Annotated in this window: 16 protein-coding genes; 7 read left to right on the top strand and 9 right to left on the bottom strand. The window is 39.1% G+C overall.

The genetic code is table 11. The annotated features are described in order from the left end of the window. Positions 1-60 precede the first annotated feature (60 nt). Together PPBDW_RS18295 and PPBDW_RS18290 are read right to left on the bottom strand one after the other, a co-directional pair. The gene (locus PPBDW_RS18295) at positions 61-1233 is read right to left on the bottom strand and encodes a cation:proton antiporter (RefSeq protein WP_036791250.1); all 1173 of its coding nucleotides are present in this window, start codon (positions 1231-1233) and stop codon (positions 61-63) included. Between the two features lie 29 nt (positions 1234-1262). Further along, positions 1263-1586 carry a hypothetical protein gene (locus PPBDW_RS18290; RefSeq protein WP_036791247.1) on the bottom strand — a complete coding sequence of 108 codons (324 nt, stop codon included), beginning with the start codon at positions 1584-1586 and terminating at the stop codon, positions 1263-1265. A 308-nt stretch (positions 1587-1894) separates the two neighbouring features. On the opposite strand from PPBDW_RS18290, the gene PPBDW_RS18285 reads away from it, so the two are divergent. Next, positions 1895-2200 carry a hypothetical protein gene (locus tag PPBDW_RS18285; RefSeq protein ID WP_036791244.1) on the top strand — a complete coding sequence of 102 codons (306 nt, stop codon included), beginning with the start codon at positions 1895-1897 and terminating at the stop codon, positions 2198-2200. 82 nt (positions 2201-2282) lie between these two features. On the opposite strand, the gene sstT is transcribed toward PPBDW_RS18285, so the two are convergent. The 7 genes from sstT to PPBDW_RS18250 all read right to left on the bottom strand — a co-directional run bounded on the left by sstT (position 2283) and on the right by PPBDW_RS18250 (position 10843). Beyond that, a complete protein-coding gene (gene sstT, locus PPBDW_RS18280; protein ID WP_036791240.1) occupies positions 2283-3524 on the bottom strand; it encodes a serine/threonine transporter SstT in 1242 nt (413 codons plus the stop codon). A 399-nt stretch (positions 3525-3923) separates the two neighbouring features. Next, positions 3924-5603 (bottom strand): BatD family protein, encoded by a 1680-nt coding sequence (locus PPBDW_RS18275; RefSeq protein WP_036791237.1) that lies wholly within the window; start codon positions 5601-5603, stop codon positions 3924-3926. A gap of 14 nt (positions 5604-5617) precedes the next feature. Continuing rightward, positions 5618-7465: a VWA domain-containing protein gene (locus PPBDW_RS18270; protein ID WP_036791234.1), complete on the bottom strand. Its 1848-nt coding sequence runs from the start codon at positions 7463-7465 to the stop codon at positions 5618-5620. Continuing rightward, positions 7458-8423 carry a vWA domain-containing protein gene (locus tag PPBDW_RS18265; RefSeq protein ID WP_036791231.1) on the bottom strand — a complete coding sequence of 322 codons (966 nt, stop codon included), beginning with the start codon at positions 8421-8423 and terminating at the stop codon, positions 7458-7460. The genes PPBDW_RS18270 and PPBDW_RS18265 overlap by 8 nt, the downstream gene beginning before the upstream one ends. Beyond that, positions 8416-8940 carry a DUF4381 domain-containing protein gene (locus tag PPBDW_RS18260; protein ID WP_036791226.1) on the bottom strand — a complete coding sequence of 175 codons (525 nt, stop codon included), beginning with the start codon at positions 8938-8940 and terminating at the stop codon, positions 8416-8418. Before PPBDW_RS18260 ends, PPBDW_RS18265 begins: the two co-directional genes overlap by 8 nt. Further along, positions 8940-9890, bottom strand: a complete 951-nt coding sequence (locus PPBDW_RS18255; RefSeq protein ID WP_036791223.1) for a DUF58 domain-containing protein — start codon at positions 9888-9890, stop codon at positions 8940-8942. Before PPBDW_RS18255 ends, PPBDW_RS18260 begins: the two co-directional genes overlap by 1 nt. Then, complete coding sequence (locus PPBDW_RS18250) at positions 9887-10843, bottom strand: AAA family ATPase (protein ID WP_036791220.1); 957 nt, start codon at positions 10841-10843, stop codon at positions 9887-9889. Before PPBDW_RS18250 ends, PPBDW_RS18255 begins: the two co-directional genes overlap by 4 nt. Positions 10844-11513: 670 nt before the next feature. Here PPBDW_RS18250 and PPBDW_RS18245 point away from each other — a divergent pair. From PPBDW_RS18245 to PPBDW_RS18220, 6 genes are all read left to right on the top strand, one after another. Next, positions 11514-12254 carry an SDR family oxidoreductase gene (locus PPBDW_RS18245; protein WP_036791217.1) on the top strand — a complete coding sequence of 247 codons (741 nt, stop codon included), beginning with the start codon at positions 11514-11516 and terminating at the stop codon, positions 12252-12254. A 58-nt stretch (positions 12255-12312) separates the two neighbouring features. After that, positions 12313-13518, top strand: coding sequence for an acetyl-CoA C-acetyltransferase (locus PPBDW_RS18240; RefSeq protein WP_036791214.1), 1206 nt, complete (start codon positions 12313-12315; stop codon positions 13516-13518). 74 nt (positions 13519-13592) lie between these two features. Next, a complete protein-coding gene (locus PPBDW_RS18235; protein WP_036791211.1) occupies positions 13593-13943 on the top strand; it encodes a phasin family protein in 351 nt (116 codons plus the stop codon). A 117-nt stretch (positions 13944-14060) separates the two neighbouring features. After that, positions 14061-15836 carry a class I poly(R)-hydroxyalkanoic acid synthase gene (locus PPBDW_RS18230; protein ID WP_036791208.1) on the top strand — a complete coding sequence of 592 codons (1776 nt, stop codon included), beginning with the start codon at positions 14061-14063 and terminating at the stop codon, positions 15834-15836. Between the two features lie 200 nt (positions 15837-16036). After that, the gene (locus tag PPBDW_RS18225) at positions 16037-16441 is read left to right on the top strand and encodes a DUF4332 domain-containing protein (protein ID WP_036791205.1); all 405 of its coding nucleotides are present in this window, start codon (positions 16037-16039) and stop codon (positions 16439-16441) included. Positions 16442-16493: 52 nt separating this feature from the next. Next, positions 16494-16799: a DUF1496 domain-containing protein gene (locus tag PPBDW_RS18220; RefSeq protein WP_036791202.1), complete on the top strand. Its 306-nt coding sequence runs from the start codon at positions 16494-16496 to the stop codon at positions 16797-16799. Positions 16800-16862 lie beyond the last annotated feature (63 nt).

The following is a 16862-nucleotide window of genomic DNA, read 5'->3' as shown; positions in this document are numbered from 1 at the left end:
TAATGGTTGTTTTCGGTTCACCTGTCGTTGTTTATTCAGCGGCAGGTCTTTTTATTGAAATTAATCTTTACGAAGATTATTGACCATTGAAATTGGCGTTGGATAACGGCGTACAATCCAATAGGTTGAAATAACAAAAGTCGTTATCGTCACTGTTTCTATGAAAGTTTTTCCTTGATCTGACAGTAAGCCTTGAGCGGTTGCCGCGTAGACTAATAATAATGAAAATTCACTGGCTTGACTTAAGCGAGCGCGTAGCTCGACACTTTCGATGTGGTTTTCATGGGCTAATATTAGAGCAATTTTAAATCCCCATGCTTTTATTCGAATTAGGCAGATGCCAAAAATAACCCCTAAAGCAGTATAAATATCGCTGTCCCATAAATTGATTTTCGCACCAATAGCAAAGAAAAATAAGATCAAGAAAAATTCGCGTAGTGGTTTGAGATGAACAGCAATGGCTTGTGATACTGGGCTTACAGCAAGAGAGATACCAGCGATAAATGCGCCTGTTTCATATGATAGGCCGACACTATGGCTCAAGACCGCCCAAAAAAAGCACCATGCTAATGTCGCAATAAAACTATATTCTTGAATAATATCGAACCGTTTTAGTAACGGTAACATAATGTATTTTACGGCGAAGTAAGCACTAACAATAATAACGACTATTTTAATGACCAATAAGCTAAGACTGAGAGTGAGATTATGATCAGCATCGATATTAAGCAGTAGTAACACACTGATCGCGATAATGTCTTGCATCAGTAAAATGCTCGTCATTACTTCACCCATACGTAAGTGATGTAGGGTTGTGGTTGGGATTAACTTAAGGCCAATGACAGTACTAGAAAACATCATAGCCGCAGCAGTAATTAACGCATCAGTGACTGAAAGGTTGATTAATAAAGCAAATAAGAACCCACAAATAAAAAATAATAAACAGCTAACAATAGTGATCACGGCACTTTGTTTAAATAGATGCAGTAGTCGCTGAGGTTGGAGGTTTAGCCCTAAAATAAACAGTAACAGAATGACGCCAAGATGCCCCATTTGACTAATGCTGGTGGCATTAGTGACAAGCTGGAGCCCGTAAGGACCAATGACGATACCAGTAAAAATATAAGCAAGAATAATGGGTTGGCGAGTATAAAGGAATAAGCTGCTAAAAATAGCAGTAACAATAATAATACTACAGAGTTCAGTGATTATGCTGGTTAGGTGTTCAAGCATATGACCCCTATAGTTTTATTATTGTGGCATTAAAACTCGCTGCGGCTGTAATGTTGGTAGTGATTGATAATATCAGCGATGAGCTCTGGTTCTGAAAAATCATCGACAAAATAGCGTTGTTGATCATTTTTGATAAACACTTCAAGGTGGGTTTCATCACCATCAACGCTGGGAATAAAATGGATGGCATATTCATAAGGTAATTGTTTGTCGTTAGTGATCACTAATCTAAATCGACGATCCATACAGTAAATATCAGTAAAATAGCCAGCGGCTGAAAGTTGTTTACTTGCTTTTGTTACGGCTGATTTTGCGATGGTATAACCAGTATGATGCGCTGTGATGGTCGCCATGACGAAGCCCTCTTTTATCGATGTTGAGGATAGGACGTTAGGGGTAACGTTTGTCTATATCAAACGATTTTATCGGGCGAAGACATATGGTTACCAACTAAATAATTCAATCATCGTCATTAGATCTTTTCATCAATATTGAAGTTTCGATATTTGCTTCATTTATTCGAATAACGACCAGATTCTGTATAAAAATGTAATAATAATAGCCTTTGGGGTTTTTATTATTACATTTTAGTCTGAAATCGGTGTCTTTGTCGGTAAGATTTGCACAATAAGAATGAATATTAAGTTGAGAGGCATCAGTAATGCTACAAAAAAAACTTCGTTTTATCCCTTTGGCCGTGTTATTCGCAACCTCGACGGCTGTGCATGCAGATGGTGCAATCAAGCAACTTCATAAAGTAAATAAACAGCTTTCTCATATTGAACATACTATTAATGGTACTCAGAAAAAATATAACAATACCCAAAGAAACATAACGGAGATTAAAGAGGGCACATATGCTGAGAAAAGTGTTGGGCGAGCAGTAAAAAACAAGAAGAAAAAGGCTGTTAATAGTCTGATTCATCGTTCAAATAACGCTATTCGTAAAGCAACTAATAGTTATTAATGGGTACTGTGTTAGATAGTAATGCGGCTATCATATGATAGCCGCATTTTTATGTTGTGTTGTTATATTGTTAGCAATGTACTTATGATTTTTGTAGGAGTACTTTTGCTTGTTTACGTTCGGCAGCAAGACATGCCGCAGCAGTAAATACTACGTCTGTTGAGCTATTTAGTGCTGTTTCTGCTGAATCTTGAATTACACCAATAATAAAGCCTACCGCAACAACTTGCATTGCGACTTCATTTGGAATACCGAATAAGCTTGCTGCTAATGGAATTAAAAGTAGTGAGCCGCCGGCAACACCTGATGCTCCACATGCTGATACCGCAGCAACCACACTGAGTAATACTGCTGTTGCGAGATCAACTTCAATACCTAATGTATGTACTGCTGCCAACGTTAAGACTGTGATGGTAATTGCAGCACCACCCATATTTATTGTTGCACCTAAAGGAATCGAAACAGAATAAGTATCTTCATGTAAATCAAGATCTTTACATAGTTTCATATTCACCGGAATATTTGCTGCCGAACTGCGGGTGAAAAAGGCGGTAATACCACTTTCACGTATGCAACGAAATACAAGCGGGTAAGGATTAGATTTGATCTTGGCAAATACGATAATCGGGTTAACGACTAATGCAATAATTGCCATTGAGCCTAATAATACAGCGAGTAGATGCGCATAGCCTAATAATGCATTAAAACCTGTTTGAGCAAAAGTATGTGCTACAAGTCCAAAAATACCAATAGGCGCAAGACGGATAATAAAACGTACAATTAAGGTTACGCCGTCAGACATATCTTGGAAAACTTGCTTAGTGGCATCACTTGCTTGATGGAGTGAAAAGCCAAGTGCAATCGCCCAAGCTAAAATACCAATAAAGTTACCGGTCATTAAAGCATTGATTGGGTTGTCAACTATCTTAAAAAACAGAGAGTTAATTACCTGCGCAATGCCTTCTGGTGGTGCAATAGAGGTCGTGTTAGTAACAAGCGTTAAAGTGGTAGGAAAAAGAAAGCTCATTGCTACGGCGGTAAAAGCAGCTAATAATGTTCCTAATAAATACAGGAAAATAATTGGCTTCATATTGGTATGGGTGCCTTTTTTTTGATTAGCAATCGATGATGCTACCAATATAAACACCAATATCGGTGCGACAGCTTTTAATGCGGCAACAAATAGTCCACCTAAAAAGCTAACGCTGAGTGCTGATGATGGAGAAATAACCGCTAATGCCACGCCGGCAATAATCCCCACCAATATTTGTATTACTAAACTGCCATTAGCGACTCTGGCAAGAAAAGGTTGTGATTGACTCATAGTTCATCCTGCATTTTTATTGTTGTGTTAGAGTTTTATATTTTGTAACAGAAACATTTTTTAACAGGATCTGTTTCAAATAGCCAGCCTTCTTTTAATAACCATAGTTATTGCTGTTTTTTAACAAAATTTATTACGTTTTGGTCACATTTAAATATCAATATGAGTGTTTCTATTGCTATATGTCACGTAAATAAAAAATATGAATTAATGCTGGATATTTAACTGTTAAAAGTTTGTTAGTTACATTATTTATAGGGGTAGCAATGAATGTTATGTTTATTTACATTCGGTTACAAAATGAAAAACGCCTAATATCAATTGATTACTACTCCGAGTAGTAACCGATATTAGGCGTTTAAGGAGGCTATTGTTATAGCCTCTTATGATTTTGTAGTGTTACTTAGGGTCTAGGCTGGATAAGGCTGTAGATGTATGTTTTATTACCGTTAGTTGTTTAGCTTGGGTTAATAATGCTAACAATGTTTGGTTATTCCACGGGTTATCCAGTGGTGAATAATGAGCAGCCATCATTGCTTTTACTTCATCATCAAGTTGCTGTAATAACTGTGGTTGAGTACTGAGCATCAAATGCTGTTGTTGACGCCATTGCTGATAATAGGTTTGTACTTTAATTGGGTCATTATCATTAATTGCCATCTCAAGTGCTGAAACGACATCTGCTTTTCCAGTTGTGATTATTGCTGGTGCAGGAATGGTTTGCTGACGTTTTTTAAGTAATAACGCTAGAGTGATTAACCATAATATTGCAAACACCAGTGTTGCCCATGGCCACATACCTGCAGATGTGACCGTTTTTATTGGATTTATTGCTGCCGTTGTTGATGGCGTAGCTGTTACTGCTGGTGGAGAAAATTGACTATTAGCCGTTGGATCTGCGACCACATTTAAGGTTAAGCCGTCAATTTTACTCTGTTGCTGCTTAGCTGTGGTGGTATTCCACCAATTAATCGTTAGTGGTGGTAATGCGACTTTACCTGCCTGACGAGGAATAATGACTTGTTTTAACGTCATCACGCTGTAGCCATTTTCGGTACTGTACTCAGGTTTTTCATTGTAAATTCGTACAGTATCGGGGTAGGTAAGGTTGATATTTGGCATATTACTTTGAGCAATATCTTTAATACGTAATGTAACTGTACGAGTTATTGGCTCACCAACTTTGGTTGTGACATCATTTTGGTTAGAAACTTGTGGTTGCCATATTTGATGTAACTGTAAATCTGGTGTCGGTAGCCATAGCCCTTTGTAATCTGTAGGTTTGGGCTTGATATTCAAAGTGATATTTCTAGCATCTTTGTTAACAGGTACAGTAATACCTGAACTGAAACCATTGGCACCACGCACAGCACTACCATTAAATGTTGAGCCGTGGATGATTAGCTTACCGGCTTTTTCTGCAGTAAGTTGATAGTTACGGGTGATGACTAAATAACGGCGTCCATTTTGAACGATATTATTTTGAGCATCTTGACCAACTTGCGATACCGCGAAGCCTTCACCTGAAGGTGCACTCAACGATGCTTGAGATAGTTGTTCACCAATGAAGATCTTAACTCGATAATTAATGCTCTCACCCACATAGACGCTGTTCTTATCAACTTCGGCAGTTATGCGAATATTGGCTTGATCAGTATCCGCTGAATTATCTTTTTGATTGTTTTTTAGAACGGTAATGGTAATTGGTGTTGTTTGCGAGCTGCCAATTTTAAATGCGGGAATTGTTGCTGTGCCAACATTTTTAGCAGCAACAGCAATTGTCCAAGTCGTGCTGCGTGACATCGTCCCGTTAATTAATGACGTTGAACTGCTTACACTTGGTTGACCATAAGCAAAGTCAGGGCTCAAAACACTAAAATCAACGCTGTCGGGGTTGATTGCAGTATCTACTGAAACAGATAACTGAAACACTTGATTTACAGCCACGACATTTTTAGACACCGTCGCTTCTGCTTGTGCGGCCATTGCTTGTAATGGCACTAATGTAACGAGCATGGCTAGAAGTAATAACCATGGAGAGAGGCACTTTTTAGCCCAATTTGTTTGATTTACTGACATTTTCATTTTCTCTATTACCATGATTTATTACTTTGTTGTTGCTCGGCTCTTTGCTGGGCTTGCAACATTAATTGGGCTCGAATTAACCCTGCGGTATCGTCTGGTACTTGCTCAAGTTTTTTCAAAATCGGATTACTGACTGAAAGCACTTGTTGCTGATCCGCACTTGGTTTTCCTTGCTGCATCGTGACTGCCGATGGCTGGTTCTCGCCTTGTTTAACTTCTTTCCCTGGTTGGCTTAATGCTTGCTGTGCATTGTGTTCTGCTTGCTGTTTTTTCTCAGCTTCAGTCATTGATTGTTGTTTGTTTTCGTTTCCTAATTGTTGTTGCTGCTGATTTGTCTGTTGTTGTTGGTCTTTATTGCCTTGCTGACCTTGTTGTTGCTGCTGGTCTTTATTGCCTTGCTGACCTTGTTGTTGCTGCTGGTCTTTATTGCCTTGCTGACCTTGTTGTTGCTGCTGGTCTTTATTGCCTTGCTGACCTTGTTGCTGCTGCTGGTCTTTATTAGCTTGTTTCTTTTGTTCTTCTTGTTGTTGACGTTGCTTTTCAGCTTGCTCAACAATAGCTAAGTTCTTTTTAGCATCAGCAAAATCAGGCTGCTGTTGTAAAACTTTCTCATAAGTTGCAGCTGCTTGTTTATATTCACCTTTTTGTGCGTAGGCATTACCTAAATTGTATTGTGAGGTTGGATCTTGCAACGGTTTAAGTGTTTCTATCGCCTGGTCATATTGCTTAGCTTTATATTCAGCAATGCCTTTCCATTGCGGTGACGTGAAATCTTGTGCGGCTTGTTTATAGTTGCCATCAGTAAAGATCTCATAGGCTTGACGGTTAGTATTGGTCCATGGACTTGCTTGTGCATGATCGATAGGCAATAAAACAAACATTGCCGCTAAAACAATGCCACGACGAAAGCCGAGTAGAGCTAATAATAACAATGGAAGAATTAACCAGAAGCCGCCATTTAAACGTTCTTGCAGTTCTTTTTCGTGGCCTTTTTTACCACTCGCTAATGGCTTGGCCGTGAAGTTTACAATTGCATTAACATCATTATCGGTCGCTTGTGCCATCTGTAATACGCCACCGGTACTATCAGTAATTGACATTAAAGTACCAATATCAATTTTACTCATTACTGGTGCGCCATTTTCTAGTAATAAATTGCCGCTAGGAAGCTGAATTGGTGCGCCCTCAACGGTTCCCATTGCAAGAATAGAGACTCGATAATGTGTTCCCTTGAGTTCTGCTAATGCTTGTTGAGCAACCGTTTTGGTCATACCGTCAGTCATTAATATAATGTCACCGGTATTGTGACCAGCTTGCTTGAGTAATCGTATCGCTTCTGCGATCCCTTTAGCGGCATTATTACCCGCAATAGGCATTACTTCAGGTGACAGACTTGGAATTAAATTGCGTAATGTGCTGCTATCTGTCGTTAATGGGCTTACTTCGTAGCCATCTCCTGCGAAAGCAACCAGTCCAGTGCTACCTTCTTTCCAGCCTGGTAACATATCTAATGCTTTAAATCTTTCTTGAGTTAAACGATTAGGTTTTATGTCAGTCGCGTACATTGATTGCGACATATTCATGACTAATACGCGGGCCCCACTGAGGTTATAGGCTGGTAGTTTGACTTTCTGCCAACTAGGACCCGCCATTGCAACAACGGCAATGAGCCATCCTAATGCTAATAAACCTATTGGCCATCTTTTGGGTTGTTGTTGAGTCAGGCCTAGTTTTTCTGCGAGGTGAGGCGCAATTAAGCCTGAATGCTGTGCTTTGCCTTTTAACCATGGCAGAACAATGATCAAGGGAATTAACGCTGCAAACCACAGTGGGTGCATAAAGGTAAAATCAGCCATGACGTTTCCTCATGAAAGCGATAACAACAGATAGGAGCAATGCAAATGCTAGTGGGTAACGGAATAGCTCATCACGTGGACGCCAAGTTTGTTGAGCATTGTTCACTGGTTGAAGTTTATTAATAACATCGTAAATTTTTGCAAGTTGCTGTGGATTTCGAGCACGGAAATATTCACCACCTGTCATTGATGCTATTTTGCTTAACGTCTTTTCATCAAGATCTGAAGATGGATTAACCACTCGATCACCGAAGAAGCCTTTTTGAATCATTTTATCAGCACCAATACCAACGGTATAAATCTTAACGCCACTTTCTTCGGCCAGTTTTGCCGCTTCAATAGGACCAATAACCCCTGAAGTATTACCACCATCACTGAGTAAAATAATCACGCGCTGTGGTGCTTTACTATCAATAAAGGTTTTGGTTGCAACACCTAGCCCTTCACCAATAGCAGTACTTTGGCCAATTAAACCAAGTACAGTACGATTAAGTTGTTGCTCAACAGTTTTGCGATCAAAGGTTAATGGTGTTTGTAAATAACCATGATCTGCAAAGACCACTAGCCCTAATCGATCGCCTTTGCGTTTAGCAATAAAATCAGATAACACATGTTTTACTGCCGTAAGACGATCAATACTTTGACCATCTTTAGTAACCATATCTGGGATCGCCATGGATCCAGACAGATCAACGGCTAATAACATGTCACGGTGCTCTGGTTTTATTTCAATCGGATCGCCATACCATACTGGGCGTGCAACAGCACATACCAAGCTTACCCATACTAATGTCATTAGTACTTTTCGAATAATCGAACTCGGTTGTTGTTTCCCTACACCTTGCGGTAATTGCGGCAGATGGATTGCAGCAGGTTGCGCGACAGGCTTACTGAATCGATAAACTAGCCACGCTAATGGCAATAAAGCCCAGGCCCATAGCCACACAAACTCAAACATTGGATGACTCCTTGGTGATCATACTAGCATTACTTTCATTGCTCTTGGCTTTAGCTGGTAGAGCATGCTGTAGCCACAACAATGCTTGTTGCTGACAATCACTAAATTGCTGTGCTGTTAATGGCATTGAGGAGAAAAGTCCTTGTTGCCATAATTGCTGTTGATCAACAAAACCACGGTGTTTAGTAGGTAAATGCAGATCAAGAAACGTTAGCCATTGCACACCAGTTAAAGGAGCAACCGTTGAGCGCGGAAAATAGCTCAATGCTGCTTGCTTCAATAAGGTATTCATCGCAGTTAACCCTCCTTCTGGTTGAAAGGTTTTTAATAACGTTATCGCTTCTTGCTTTGCTGCTAAGTGCTGATTGCGTTGGCGAAGTTGATACCCGGCAATGAAAATGACAATAAGGCTAACGATAATCACCACCCACCATCCCCACGCAAGCGGCCAATAGCTCGGTGCTGTGTGAAGATGAATATCCGCGAGGGGTAATGCCGGTGCTGTAGGTTGAGTCATTACCTTATCCCTTGAGAGTGCGCTCCAAGCTGCTGCAACAATGGTTGCGCTGCTGAGAGGGTATGCAATGGTATAGCGAGTGAGGTTGCCATTTCACTAATAAAATTCTGATGTGTTTGATATTGTTCGCTTAATGAATCACGCGTTTTCTTTGCCGAAAAATCAAGCCACGCTGATTGGTGGCTATCTGTCACATGTTCATAGCCGCGAAATTGTGTTTGTCCTTGTTCTAGTGGATCAGAAATTTGGACAAATTGAATTCGATTATGTTGACGAAGTTGGCTTAGACGACGTTTATCTGTGGTTTTCAAATGATAAAAATCACTGATAACAATAATTTCACTGCCTTTGGGGCATAGGTAATGTAATCGTTTTAGCGCCGTTGAGAAGCCTTCACTATTAACATTATCTATTGCTTGTAAGGCATTTTGTTGAGCTGAAATTAAGGCATTAATAATATGCAACGGTCCTCGCTGGCGTGCAGTGGGTTTACATTCAATAGTATTAATGCCGTTATAAATAACTGCACCAACACGATCTTGTTCATCGATAGCTAACCAACTTAATAAACTGGCAAAATGTGCTGCTTGTACTGATTTAAGCATTAGCTGAGAGCCAAATTGCATGCTGGCGCTGAGATCGATAAATAACATGATCGGTTGTTCACGTTCTTCGGTGAACAGCTTGGTATGTGTTTTACCTGTACGTGCAGTAACCCGCCAATCAATGGAGCGAATATCATCCCCTGCTTGATAAGGGCGCACCTCAGAAAAATTCATGCCACGACCTTTATGGCGGCTTTGATGATGTCCATTAAGCTGTGACCAGATGCTTTTTGCAGGAGCTAACCATCTTACTGCCTGATTTTTATATTGCAGTAGCTCTGCTAGACACACATTGACGCCATCGCTATGGGGTGGCAGCGCTACGTTGATGTGTGTTGGCTTCATAAGCTGGCAACCTGTGAAATGAGAGTGTCAATAACTCGATCTGCAGCAATCCCTTCAGCTTGTGCTTCATAGCTTAATAGTAAACGGTGACGTAGTACTGGATAAGCCATAATTTGAACATCTTCAGGGGTTACAAAATCACGTCCACTTAGCCATGCATGGGCGCGTGCGCAACGATCAAGCGCTAAGGTTGCACGTGGACTGACGCCCATTTGTAACCATGATTGCAACTGTTCACCAAAGCGGTGTGGTTCTCGGGTCGCCATCACTAAACGGATAATATAATGTTCAACATCATCAGCCATATGAATATTTAATATTTCTTTTCGTGCCGCAAAAATATCATTTTGACTAATACGAATTTGCTCTGCTTTTTCTACACCAAGCGCTTCGCCGCGATTAAGGCGCAGAATTTCAAGTTCACTTTCAGCATTTGGATAATCAACATTTAGTTGTAGTAAAAAGCGATCTAACTGAGCTTCAGGTAATGGATAAGTACCTTCTTGTTCAATTGGGTTTTGTGTTGCCATCACTAAAAATAATTCAGGCAATGGGTAGGTGTTTCGACCCGCGGTAATTTGTTTTTCAGCCATTGCTTCTAACATTGCGGCCTGTACTTTTGCTGGCGCACGGTTAATTTCATCAGCAAGGACTAATGAATTGAAGATAGGTCCTGGTTGAAATGTAAATTCAGCTGTTTCTGGACGGAAAATATCAGTACCGGTTAAATCTGACGGTAACAGATCGGGCGTAAATTGAATTCGATGAAAATCCCCTTCAATACAATCAGCCAGCACTTTTACAGCACGAGTCTTTGCTAATCCAGGTGGACCCTCAACAAGAATATGACCATCAGCAAGTAAAGCAATTAAGAGCTGTTTTACTAAATTCGGCTGGCCAATAACCTGACTTTGAAGATAATCATTTAGACGTTGAAATGTACTCGCTAACATACGGATATTTCCTTTGATATTCAAAATACTGAAGATGAAACAGTTTTTTTTCGGACTACTAAAATTTGATTAAGTTCACACTTAATTATCCAAAGGGATCAAATGTGAGTATGAAATTTATGTTTCGATATTTGAAATAGTCTAACTACTAATGTTTGGGCGATATTTTGAGATTCAATCTGCTGGCCATAATTTATAATTTAGTGACGTTTTTGCAACATTTTCAAGATGAGATGATAGTTTTTATTTTTAGCTGTCATCCGACCACTTTCTTCTAATCTTGTTATCTCCTGCATTGTTTTTGCAACAAATAAATAACAATTGGTATTTGAGTAGTCGCTATCTATTGCAAGTAATTTATTGTTATTAAAGGTCTTATTGTTATTTTTTATGGTTATTACAATAAAAGATTATGTTAATTAATTGTTCTCATTTCTATTTTATTGATTCTATTATTAATAATGATGATGAATAGTTTTAAAAATGTTAATTCCTTTGCTTGCCATAAATATGCATCTGTGTTGTTATGTTCGGCATATGCAATGTGTTTGTGACTAACAGGTATTATATTGAGTGATTACTTATTAAATGTAACAAACGCATAGCAAAATACTAAATTGATAATTTATTTAAATAAATACGGCAAGATCAAAAGGAAGGAGCCTTGGAAATGAAAAAAGTAGCATTAGTGACTGGCGCTAAAGGTGGTATCGGTTCTTCAATTACTCAGGCTTTAGTTGACGCTGGCTTTCGTGTTGTAGCCACTTATAGTCCTAATAGTGAGCAAGCTGCTCAAGAGTGGTTTAAGGAAAATAACTACTCAGCTGAATCAGTGAAATTGTTGCCACTAGATGTCGTAGACACTGCATTTTGTAAAGAGTCATTGACAGCATTATTAGAACAAGAAGGTCATATTGATGTTTTGGTCAATAACGCTGGTATTACTAAGGACACTACGTTCAAACGTATGACCGCTGAGCAGTGGAATGATGTGATTAATACGAATCTCAACAGTCTATTCAATGTTACTCAACCTTTGTTTGATTCAATGTGCCAACGTGGTAATGCACGCATTATTAACATTACTTCTGTTAATGGTCTTAAAGGACAATTTGGACAAACGAATTACTCTGCAGCTAAAGCTGGCATGATTGGTTTTACTAAAGCGTTAGCTGCTGAAGGCGCACGTTCAGGTGTTACTGTGAATGCAATTGCTCCTGGTTATACCGGTACAGCAATGGTTGAAGCAATTAAGCCTGAAGTATTAGAGTCAATTAAAGCAGAAATCCCTATGAAACGCTTAGCGCAACCTCAAGAAGTTGCGGCAGCAGTTGTCTTTTTAGCAAGTGATGCTGCGGCATATATTACTGGTGAAACACTATCAGTAAATGGCGGCCTATACATGCACTAATTGTGCACCTTATAACAAAAGACATAATAATAAATTACATATAGAAAGGATTCAAAATATGGCTAAGGTATACATTGTTGCCGCAAAACGTACTCCAATCGGTAGTTTTAATGGTGCGTTAAAATCAGTTTCTGCAGCACAACTTGGTGCGGTTGCAATTAAAGGTGCATTAGCGCAAATCAACGTACCAGTTGATGCGATTGATGAAGTCATTTTAGGAAATGTGGTTGGTGCTGGTCAAGGCATGGGACCGGGACGTCAAGCTGCTATTTATGCAGGCCTTCCAAATGAGGTTCCGGCTTACTCACTGAACATGGTTTGTGGTAGTGGCATGAAAGCATTAATGGATGCTGCTGCTCATATTAAAGCGGGTGATGCAGATCTTATCGTTGCTGCTGGTGCTGAAAATATGTCACAAATTCCATTTTGTGCATCATCAAAGATCCGTGATGGCCAGAAGATGGGTAACCTTGAGTTAACGGACCTTTTAGTTGCTGACGGTTTAACTGATGTTTTCAATAACTACCATATGGGTGTAACGGCTGAAAACGTGGTAGCTAAAGTAGGTTTGACACGTGAGCAGCAAGATAATTTTGCACTTGCTAGTCAGCAAAAAGCAGTTGCTGCAATTGAACAAGGACGCTTCGTTGCTGAAATTTGCCCTGTAGAAGTTGTTAGTCGTCGCGAAACCGTTATTGTTGATACAGACGAATACCCGAAAGCAAATGCATCTATTGAAGAGCTTGCTAAGTTACGCCCTGCTTTCAATCGTGACGGTTCTGTTACTGCGGGTAATGCTTCAGGTATTAATGACGGCGCAAGTGCAATTATTGTTGCTTCTGAAGCAGCTGTTGCTAAATACAATTTGACACCGTTAGCAGAAGTTGAAAGCTACGCGCAAGCGGGTGTTGCCCCAGAGATCATGGGTTTAGGTCCTGTTCCTGCGGTACTTAAAGCATTAGAAAAAGCAAATCTTTCAATTGAAGATATTAATCTTCTTGAATTTAATGAAGCTTTTGCTGGTCAAGCATTAGGTGTCTTCCATGAAGTAGCTAAAGCAACCGGAACTAAAGTGGAAGATTTAGTTGAACGTGCGAACGTAAATGGTGGTGCAATTGCACTGGGTCACCCTCTAGGTGCATCTGGTAGCCGTATTCTTGTTAGCTTGCTGCATGAAATGTGCCGTCGTGATGACAAATATGGCATGGCAACATTATGTGTTGGTGGCGGTATGGGTACAGCTGTTATTTTAAAACGTGTTTAAGTAAATAAACTAATACAATCAGTGTAATACGGACAATGTTATTACACGTTATTACTATCAATGAGGAATGTTCTATGTATACGGAAATGTTTAAATCTTTTTCTGAGCAAACAGAAAAAACACTAGCACCATACGCAAAATTCAACAAAGTATTCGCTAAAAATGTTGAGCAACTAACTGAGCTTCAATTGTCAGCTGTTCGCGCTTACAGTGATCTTGGCTTAAAGCAACTTAAAGCAGTAAGCGAAGTGAAAGACATTCAGTCACTAACAGCATTTAATAGTCAGCAACTTGAAACATTAACTAAGCTTTCTCAACAGCTTCTAGAAGATAGCAATAAGTTTTCTTCTGTAGCACAAAGCTTCAAAACTGAAGTTGAAGAGCTTGTTGCTGATAACGTTAAGCAAGCAACACCTGCTATTTAAGTTACGGTAGATTGCACTACATTTTAGTGTGCGGTGTGATTATCTAATACTTATATCAATCAGCCATATAAGATGATTATATGGCTGATTACTTAGTCCAAGTACAGGGTTTTTGTTATGAACAATCACTTCTTTTCGGACTACTTTGCCAAGCTCCAAGATATGAACCAGTTATGGTGGAAGGAGTTAGACTCCGGCAAGGCAGCCATGAATACCCCAGTAACTAAAGCGCTTAATGATATTAACTTGGAAGATGCCACTGAATTTTTAGAGAAAGCGGCTGCTCAGCCTGGCGCTTTAGCTAAAGTCCAAATGGATTGGTGGGAAAATCAAGTAAAGATTTGGCAGAATGTTGCAATCGGTAATACGACAGCAGAAAGCGCCTTTATTAAGCCAGCAAAAGATGACAAACGTTTTAGTGATCCTGCGTGGGAAAATGAAGCTTTTTATAATTATATTAAGCAATCATATTTGCTATTCAGTAACACAATGCGTGACACAATTGATTCAATCGAAGGGGTGGATGAAAAAGCAAAAGAACGTTTAGGCTTTTTTTCACGTCAAGCTATCAATGCGATGTCACCAACTAATTTTGTAACAACTAACCCCGAGTTAGCTAAATTGACTGTTGAAACTAACGGTGAAAACTTGATTAAAGGGATGGAGTTGCTACAAGAAGATTTGCAAAGCAGTGCTGATGTACTAAAAATTCGAATGACTAATAGTGGTGCATTTGAACTTGGTCTTAACATTGCGAACACTGAAGGTGAAGTGGTTTTTAAAAATGAATTATTTGAGCTAATTCAGTATAAACCATTGACTGAAGCTGTTAATAAAACGCCGCTTTTGATTGTGCCTCCATTTATTAATAAATACTACATTCTGGATTTGCGTGAGCACAATTCAATGGTACGTTGGCTAGTTGAGCAAGGTCATACAGTATTTATGATGTCATGGCGTAATCCTGATGCATCATTAAAAGACATTGATTTTGATAATTATGTTTTAGATGGTGTTGTTAAAGCGGTTGATGCGGTTGAAGATATTACCGGCCAAAAACAAATCAATACAGTTGGCTATTGTATTGGTGGTACGCTGTTAGCAACGACGTTAGCATATTATGCTGCGAAGCGTATGCGTAATCGTATTAAGTCAGCGACATTCTTTACCACATTATTAGACTTCTCTCAGCCTGGTGAAATTGGTGCTTACATCAATGATCCAATTATTTCGGCAATTGAAGCTCAAAATATTGAAAATGGTTTTATGGATGGACGTTCATTGAGCGTGACTTTCAGTTTATTACGTGAAAATAGTTTGTACTGGAACTATTACGTTAATAATTATCTGAAAGGTAATAGTCCAATTGATTTTGATTTACTTTACTGGAATGGTGATAGCACTAACGTTGCGGCTAAATGTCATAACACCTTGCTGCGTCAGTTCTACTTAGACAACAAGCTAGTTGACAGTAAAGGCTATAAAGTTGGTGGTGTGTACATTGATTTGAGTAAGATTAAAGTACCAACATACTTTATTTCTACACAAGAAGATCATATTGCTTTATGGCAAGGTACTTACCGCGGTGCTAAGCAACTAGGTGGGAAATCAACATTTGTCTTAGGCGAGTCTGGCCATATTGCAGGTATTGTAAACCATCCTCAGAAGAACAAATATGGCTTCTGGGTTAATGACAGCAAAGAAGAAAATGCTGAAGTTTGGTTAGCTGGTGCAAAACGTCAGGAAGGTTCTTGGTGGACACATTGGAATGTATGGCTAACAGAATTTAGCCCTGCAGAGCAAGTGCCGCCACGTGCAATGGGTAGCGAAACTTATGCTCCGCTATATGTTGCACCAGGTGATTATGTGAAGCAGGTACTGCCTCTTTCTTAATCATGTCACTGTTTTTGAAGCCCAGATTATTCTGGGCTTTTTTTTGATTTTTTTTAATAATATGATTTAAAAGACTTTTTTTATTTTATTGTTTATCTTTGAATTTAATTGAGTGTTTTGTTCGTAAATCATGCGGTGTTCTGGTTTTTATTGGCTATATTTTTCAAATAGGTATAACTAAAAAAGACTAGGGTAAAGTAATGACAAAACTCGTTAGTGTTGAAGGTATCGGTGAAACTTACGCGTCAAAGCTAGAAGCTATTGGTGTTACCACGGTTGCACATTTATTAGAGCAAGGTGCAAAGCCAAGTGGCCGTAAAATGTTGGCTGAAAAAACAGAAATTAGCGGTAAACTTATTTTAAAATGGCTTAATCGTGCAGATTTATCTCGAATTAAAGGGGTCAGTACTCAATATGCTGATTTATTAGAATCAGCAGGTGTTGATACGGTACCAGAACTTGCACAACGTAATGCTGAAAATTTGCATACTAAAATAGTTGAAGTTAATGAGGCTAAAGCATTAGTTCGTCAATTACCGCCATTTTCAGCAGTAGAAGATTGGATTTCACAAGCAAAATTATTGCCACGCGTAATTGATTATTAATACTGTCATAGGTGTTAATGATTGATGGCGTTGTGGTGTTTAAGGATGGAGTATGCTTTTTTTTAAGCATGGATTACTGGTGATGATAGGTGTTATTGGTTTTGTGACTATCAGTGATGCTAAGCAATATGGCACCGAACAGATGGTAACAATTCAACCTGTTGCAGAATTACAGTTAAGTGATTTACTACAACGTCATTGCCTATATGCAGGAAAAGCCTATTCGTTAGGCGCGATTATCAGTACCAGAAATATTGAATTAGAATGTCGTCCGATATCGAATATTGAGCTAAATGGTGCTTTAAAATGGGTCGTGCTGCAACAAACACAAAAATCGACCTTATCTCAAAATAAGTAATATTATAAGTTAATAATAAAGCCAGTCTCAGATCTTATTTATTGAATAAAACTGTCTACTGGC

The sequence above is a fragment of the Photobacterium kishitanii genome, assembly GCF_000613045.3.
GTDB classification, from domain to species: domain Bacteria; phylum Pseudomonadota; class Gammaproteobacteria; order Enterobacterales; family Vibrionaceae; genus Photobacterium; species Photobacterium kishitanii.
The sequence above is the reverse complement of the archived record's forward strand: the minus strand, read 5'-3'. Positions and strand labels throughout refer to the sequence as shown.

Excerpts from the sequence above, each read along its gene's own strand:
- PPBDW_RS18275 (WP_036791237.1), bottom strand. The coding sequence starts at position 5,603 with ATGTCAGTAAATCAAACAAATTGGGCTAAAAAGTGCCTCTCTCCATGG.
- PPBDW_RS18225 (WP_036791205.1), top strand. The coding sequence starts at position 16,037 with ATGACAAAACTCGTTAGTGTTGAAGGTATCGGTGAAACTTACGCGTCA.
- PPBDW_RS18295 (WP_036791250.1), bottom strand. The coding sequence starts at position 1,233 with ATGCTTGAACACCTAACCAGCATAATCACTGAACTCTGTAGTATTATT.
- PPBDW_RS18265 (WP_036791231.1), bottom strand. The coding sequence starts at position 8,423 with ATGTTTGAGTTTGTGTGGCTATGGGCCTGGGCTTTATTGCCATTAGCG.
- PPBDW_RS18230 (WP_036791208.1), top strand. The coding sequence starts at position 14,061 with ATGAACAATCACTTCTTTTCGGACTACTTTGCCAAGCTCCAAGATATG.
- PPBDW_RS18285 (WP_036791244.1), top strand. The coding sequence starts at position 1,895 with ATGCTACAAAAAAAACTTCGTTTTATCCCTTTGGCCGTGTTATTCGCA.
- PPBDW_RS18235 (WP_036791211.1), top strand. The coding sequence starts at position 13,593 with ATGTATACGGAAATGTTTAAATCTTTTTCTGAGCAAACAGAAAAAACA.
- PPBDW_RS18270 (WP_036791234.1), bottom strand. The coding sequence starts at position 7,465 with ATGGCTGATTTTACCTTTATGCACCCACTGTGGTTTGCAGCGTTAATT.
- PPBDW_RS18220 (WP_036791202.1), top strand. The coding sequence starts at position 16,494 with ATGCTTTTTTTTAAGCATGGATTACTGGTGATGATAGGTGTTATTGGT.
- PPBDW_RS18290 (WP_036791247.1), bottom strand. The coding sequence starts at position 1,586 with ATGGCGACCATCACAGCGCATCATACTGGTTATACCATCGCAAAATCA.
- PPBDW_RS18245 (WP_036791217.1), top strand. The coding sequence starts at position 11,514 with ATGAAAAAAGTAGCATTAGTGACTGGCGCTAAAGGTGGTATCGGTTCT.
- PPBDW_RS18240 (WP_036791214.1), top strand. The coding sequence starts at position 12,313 with ATGGCTAAGGTATACATTGTTGCCGCAAAACGTACTCCAATCGGTAGT.
- PPBDW_RS18260 (WP_036791226.1), bottom strand. The coding sequence starts at position 8,940 with ATGACTCAACCTACAGCACCGGCATTACCCCTCGCGGATATTCATCTT.
- PPBDW_RS18250 (WP_036791220.1), bottom strand. The coding sequence starts at position 10,843 with ATGTTAGCGAGTACATTTCAACGTCTAAATGATTATCTTCAAAGTCAG.
- sstT (WP_036791240.1), bottom strand. The coding sequence starts at position 3,524 with ATGAGTCAATCACAACCTTTTCTTGCCAGAGTCGCTAATGGCAGTTTA.
- PPBDW_RS18255 (WP_036791223.1), bottom strand. The coding sequence starts at position 9,890 with ATGAAGCCAACACACATCAACGTAGCGCTGCCACCCCATAGCGATGGC.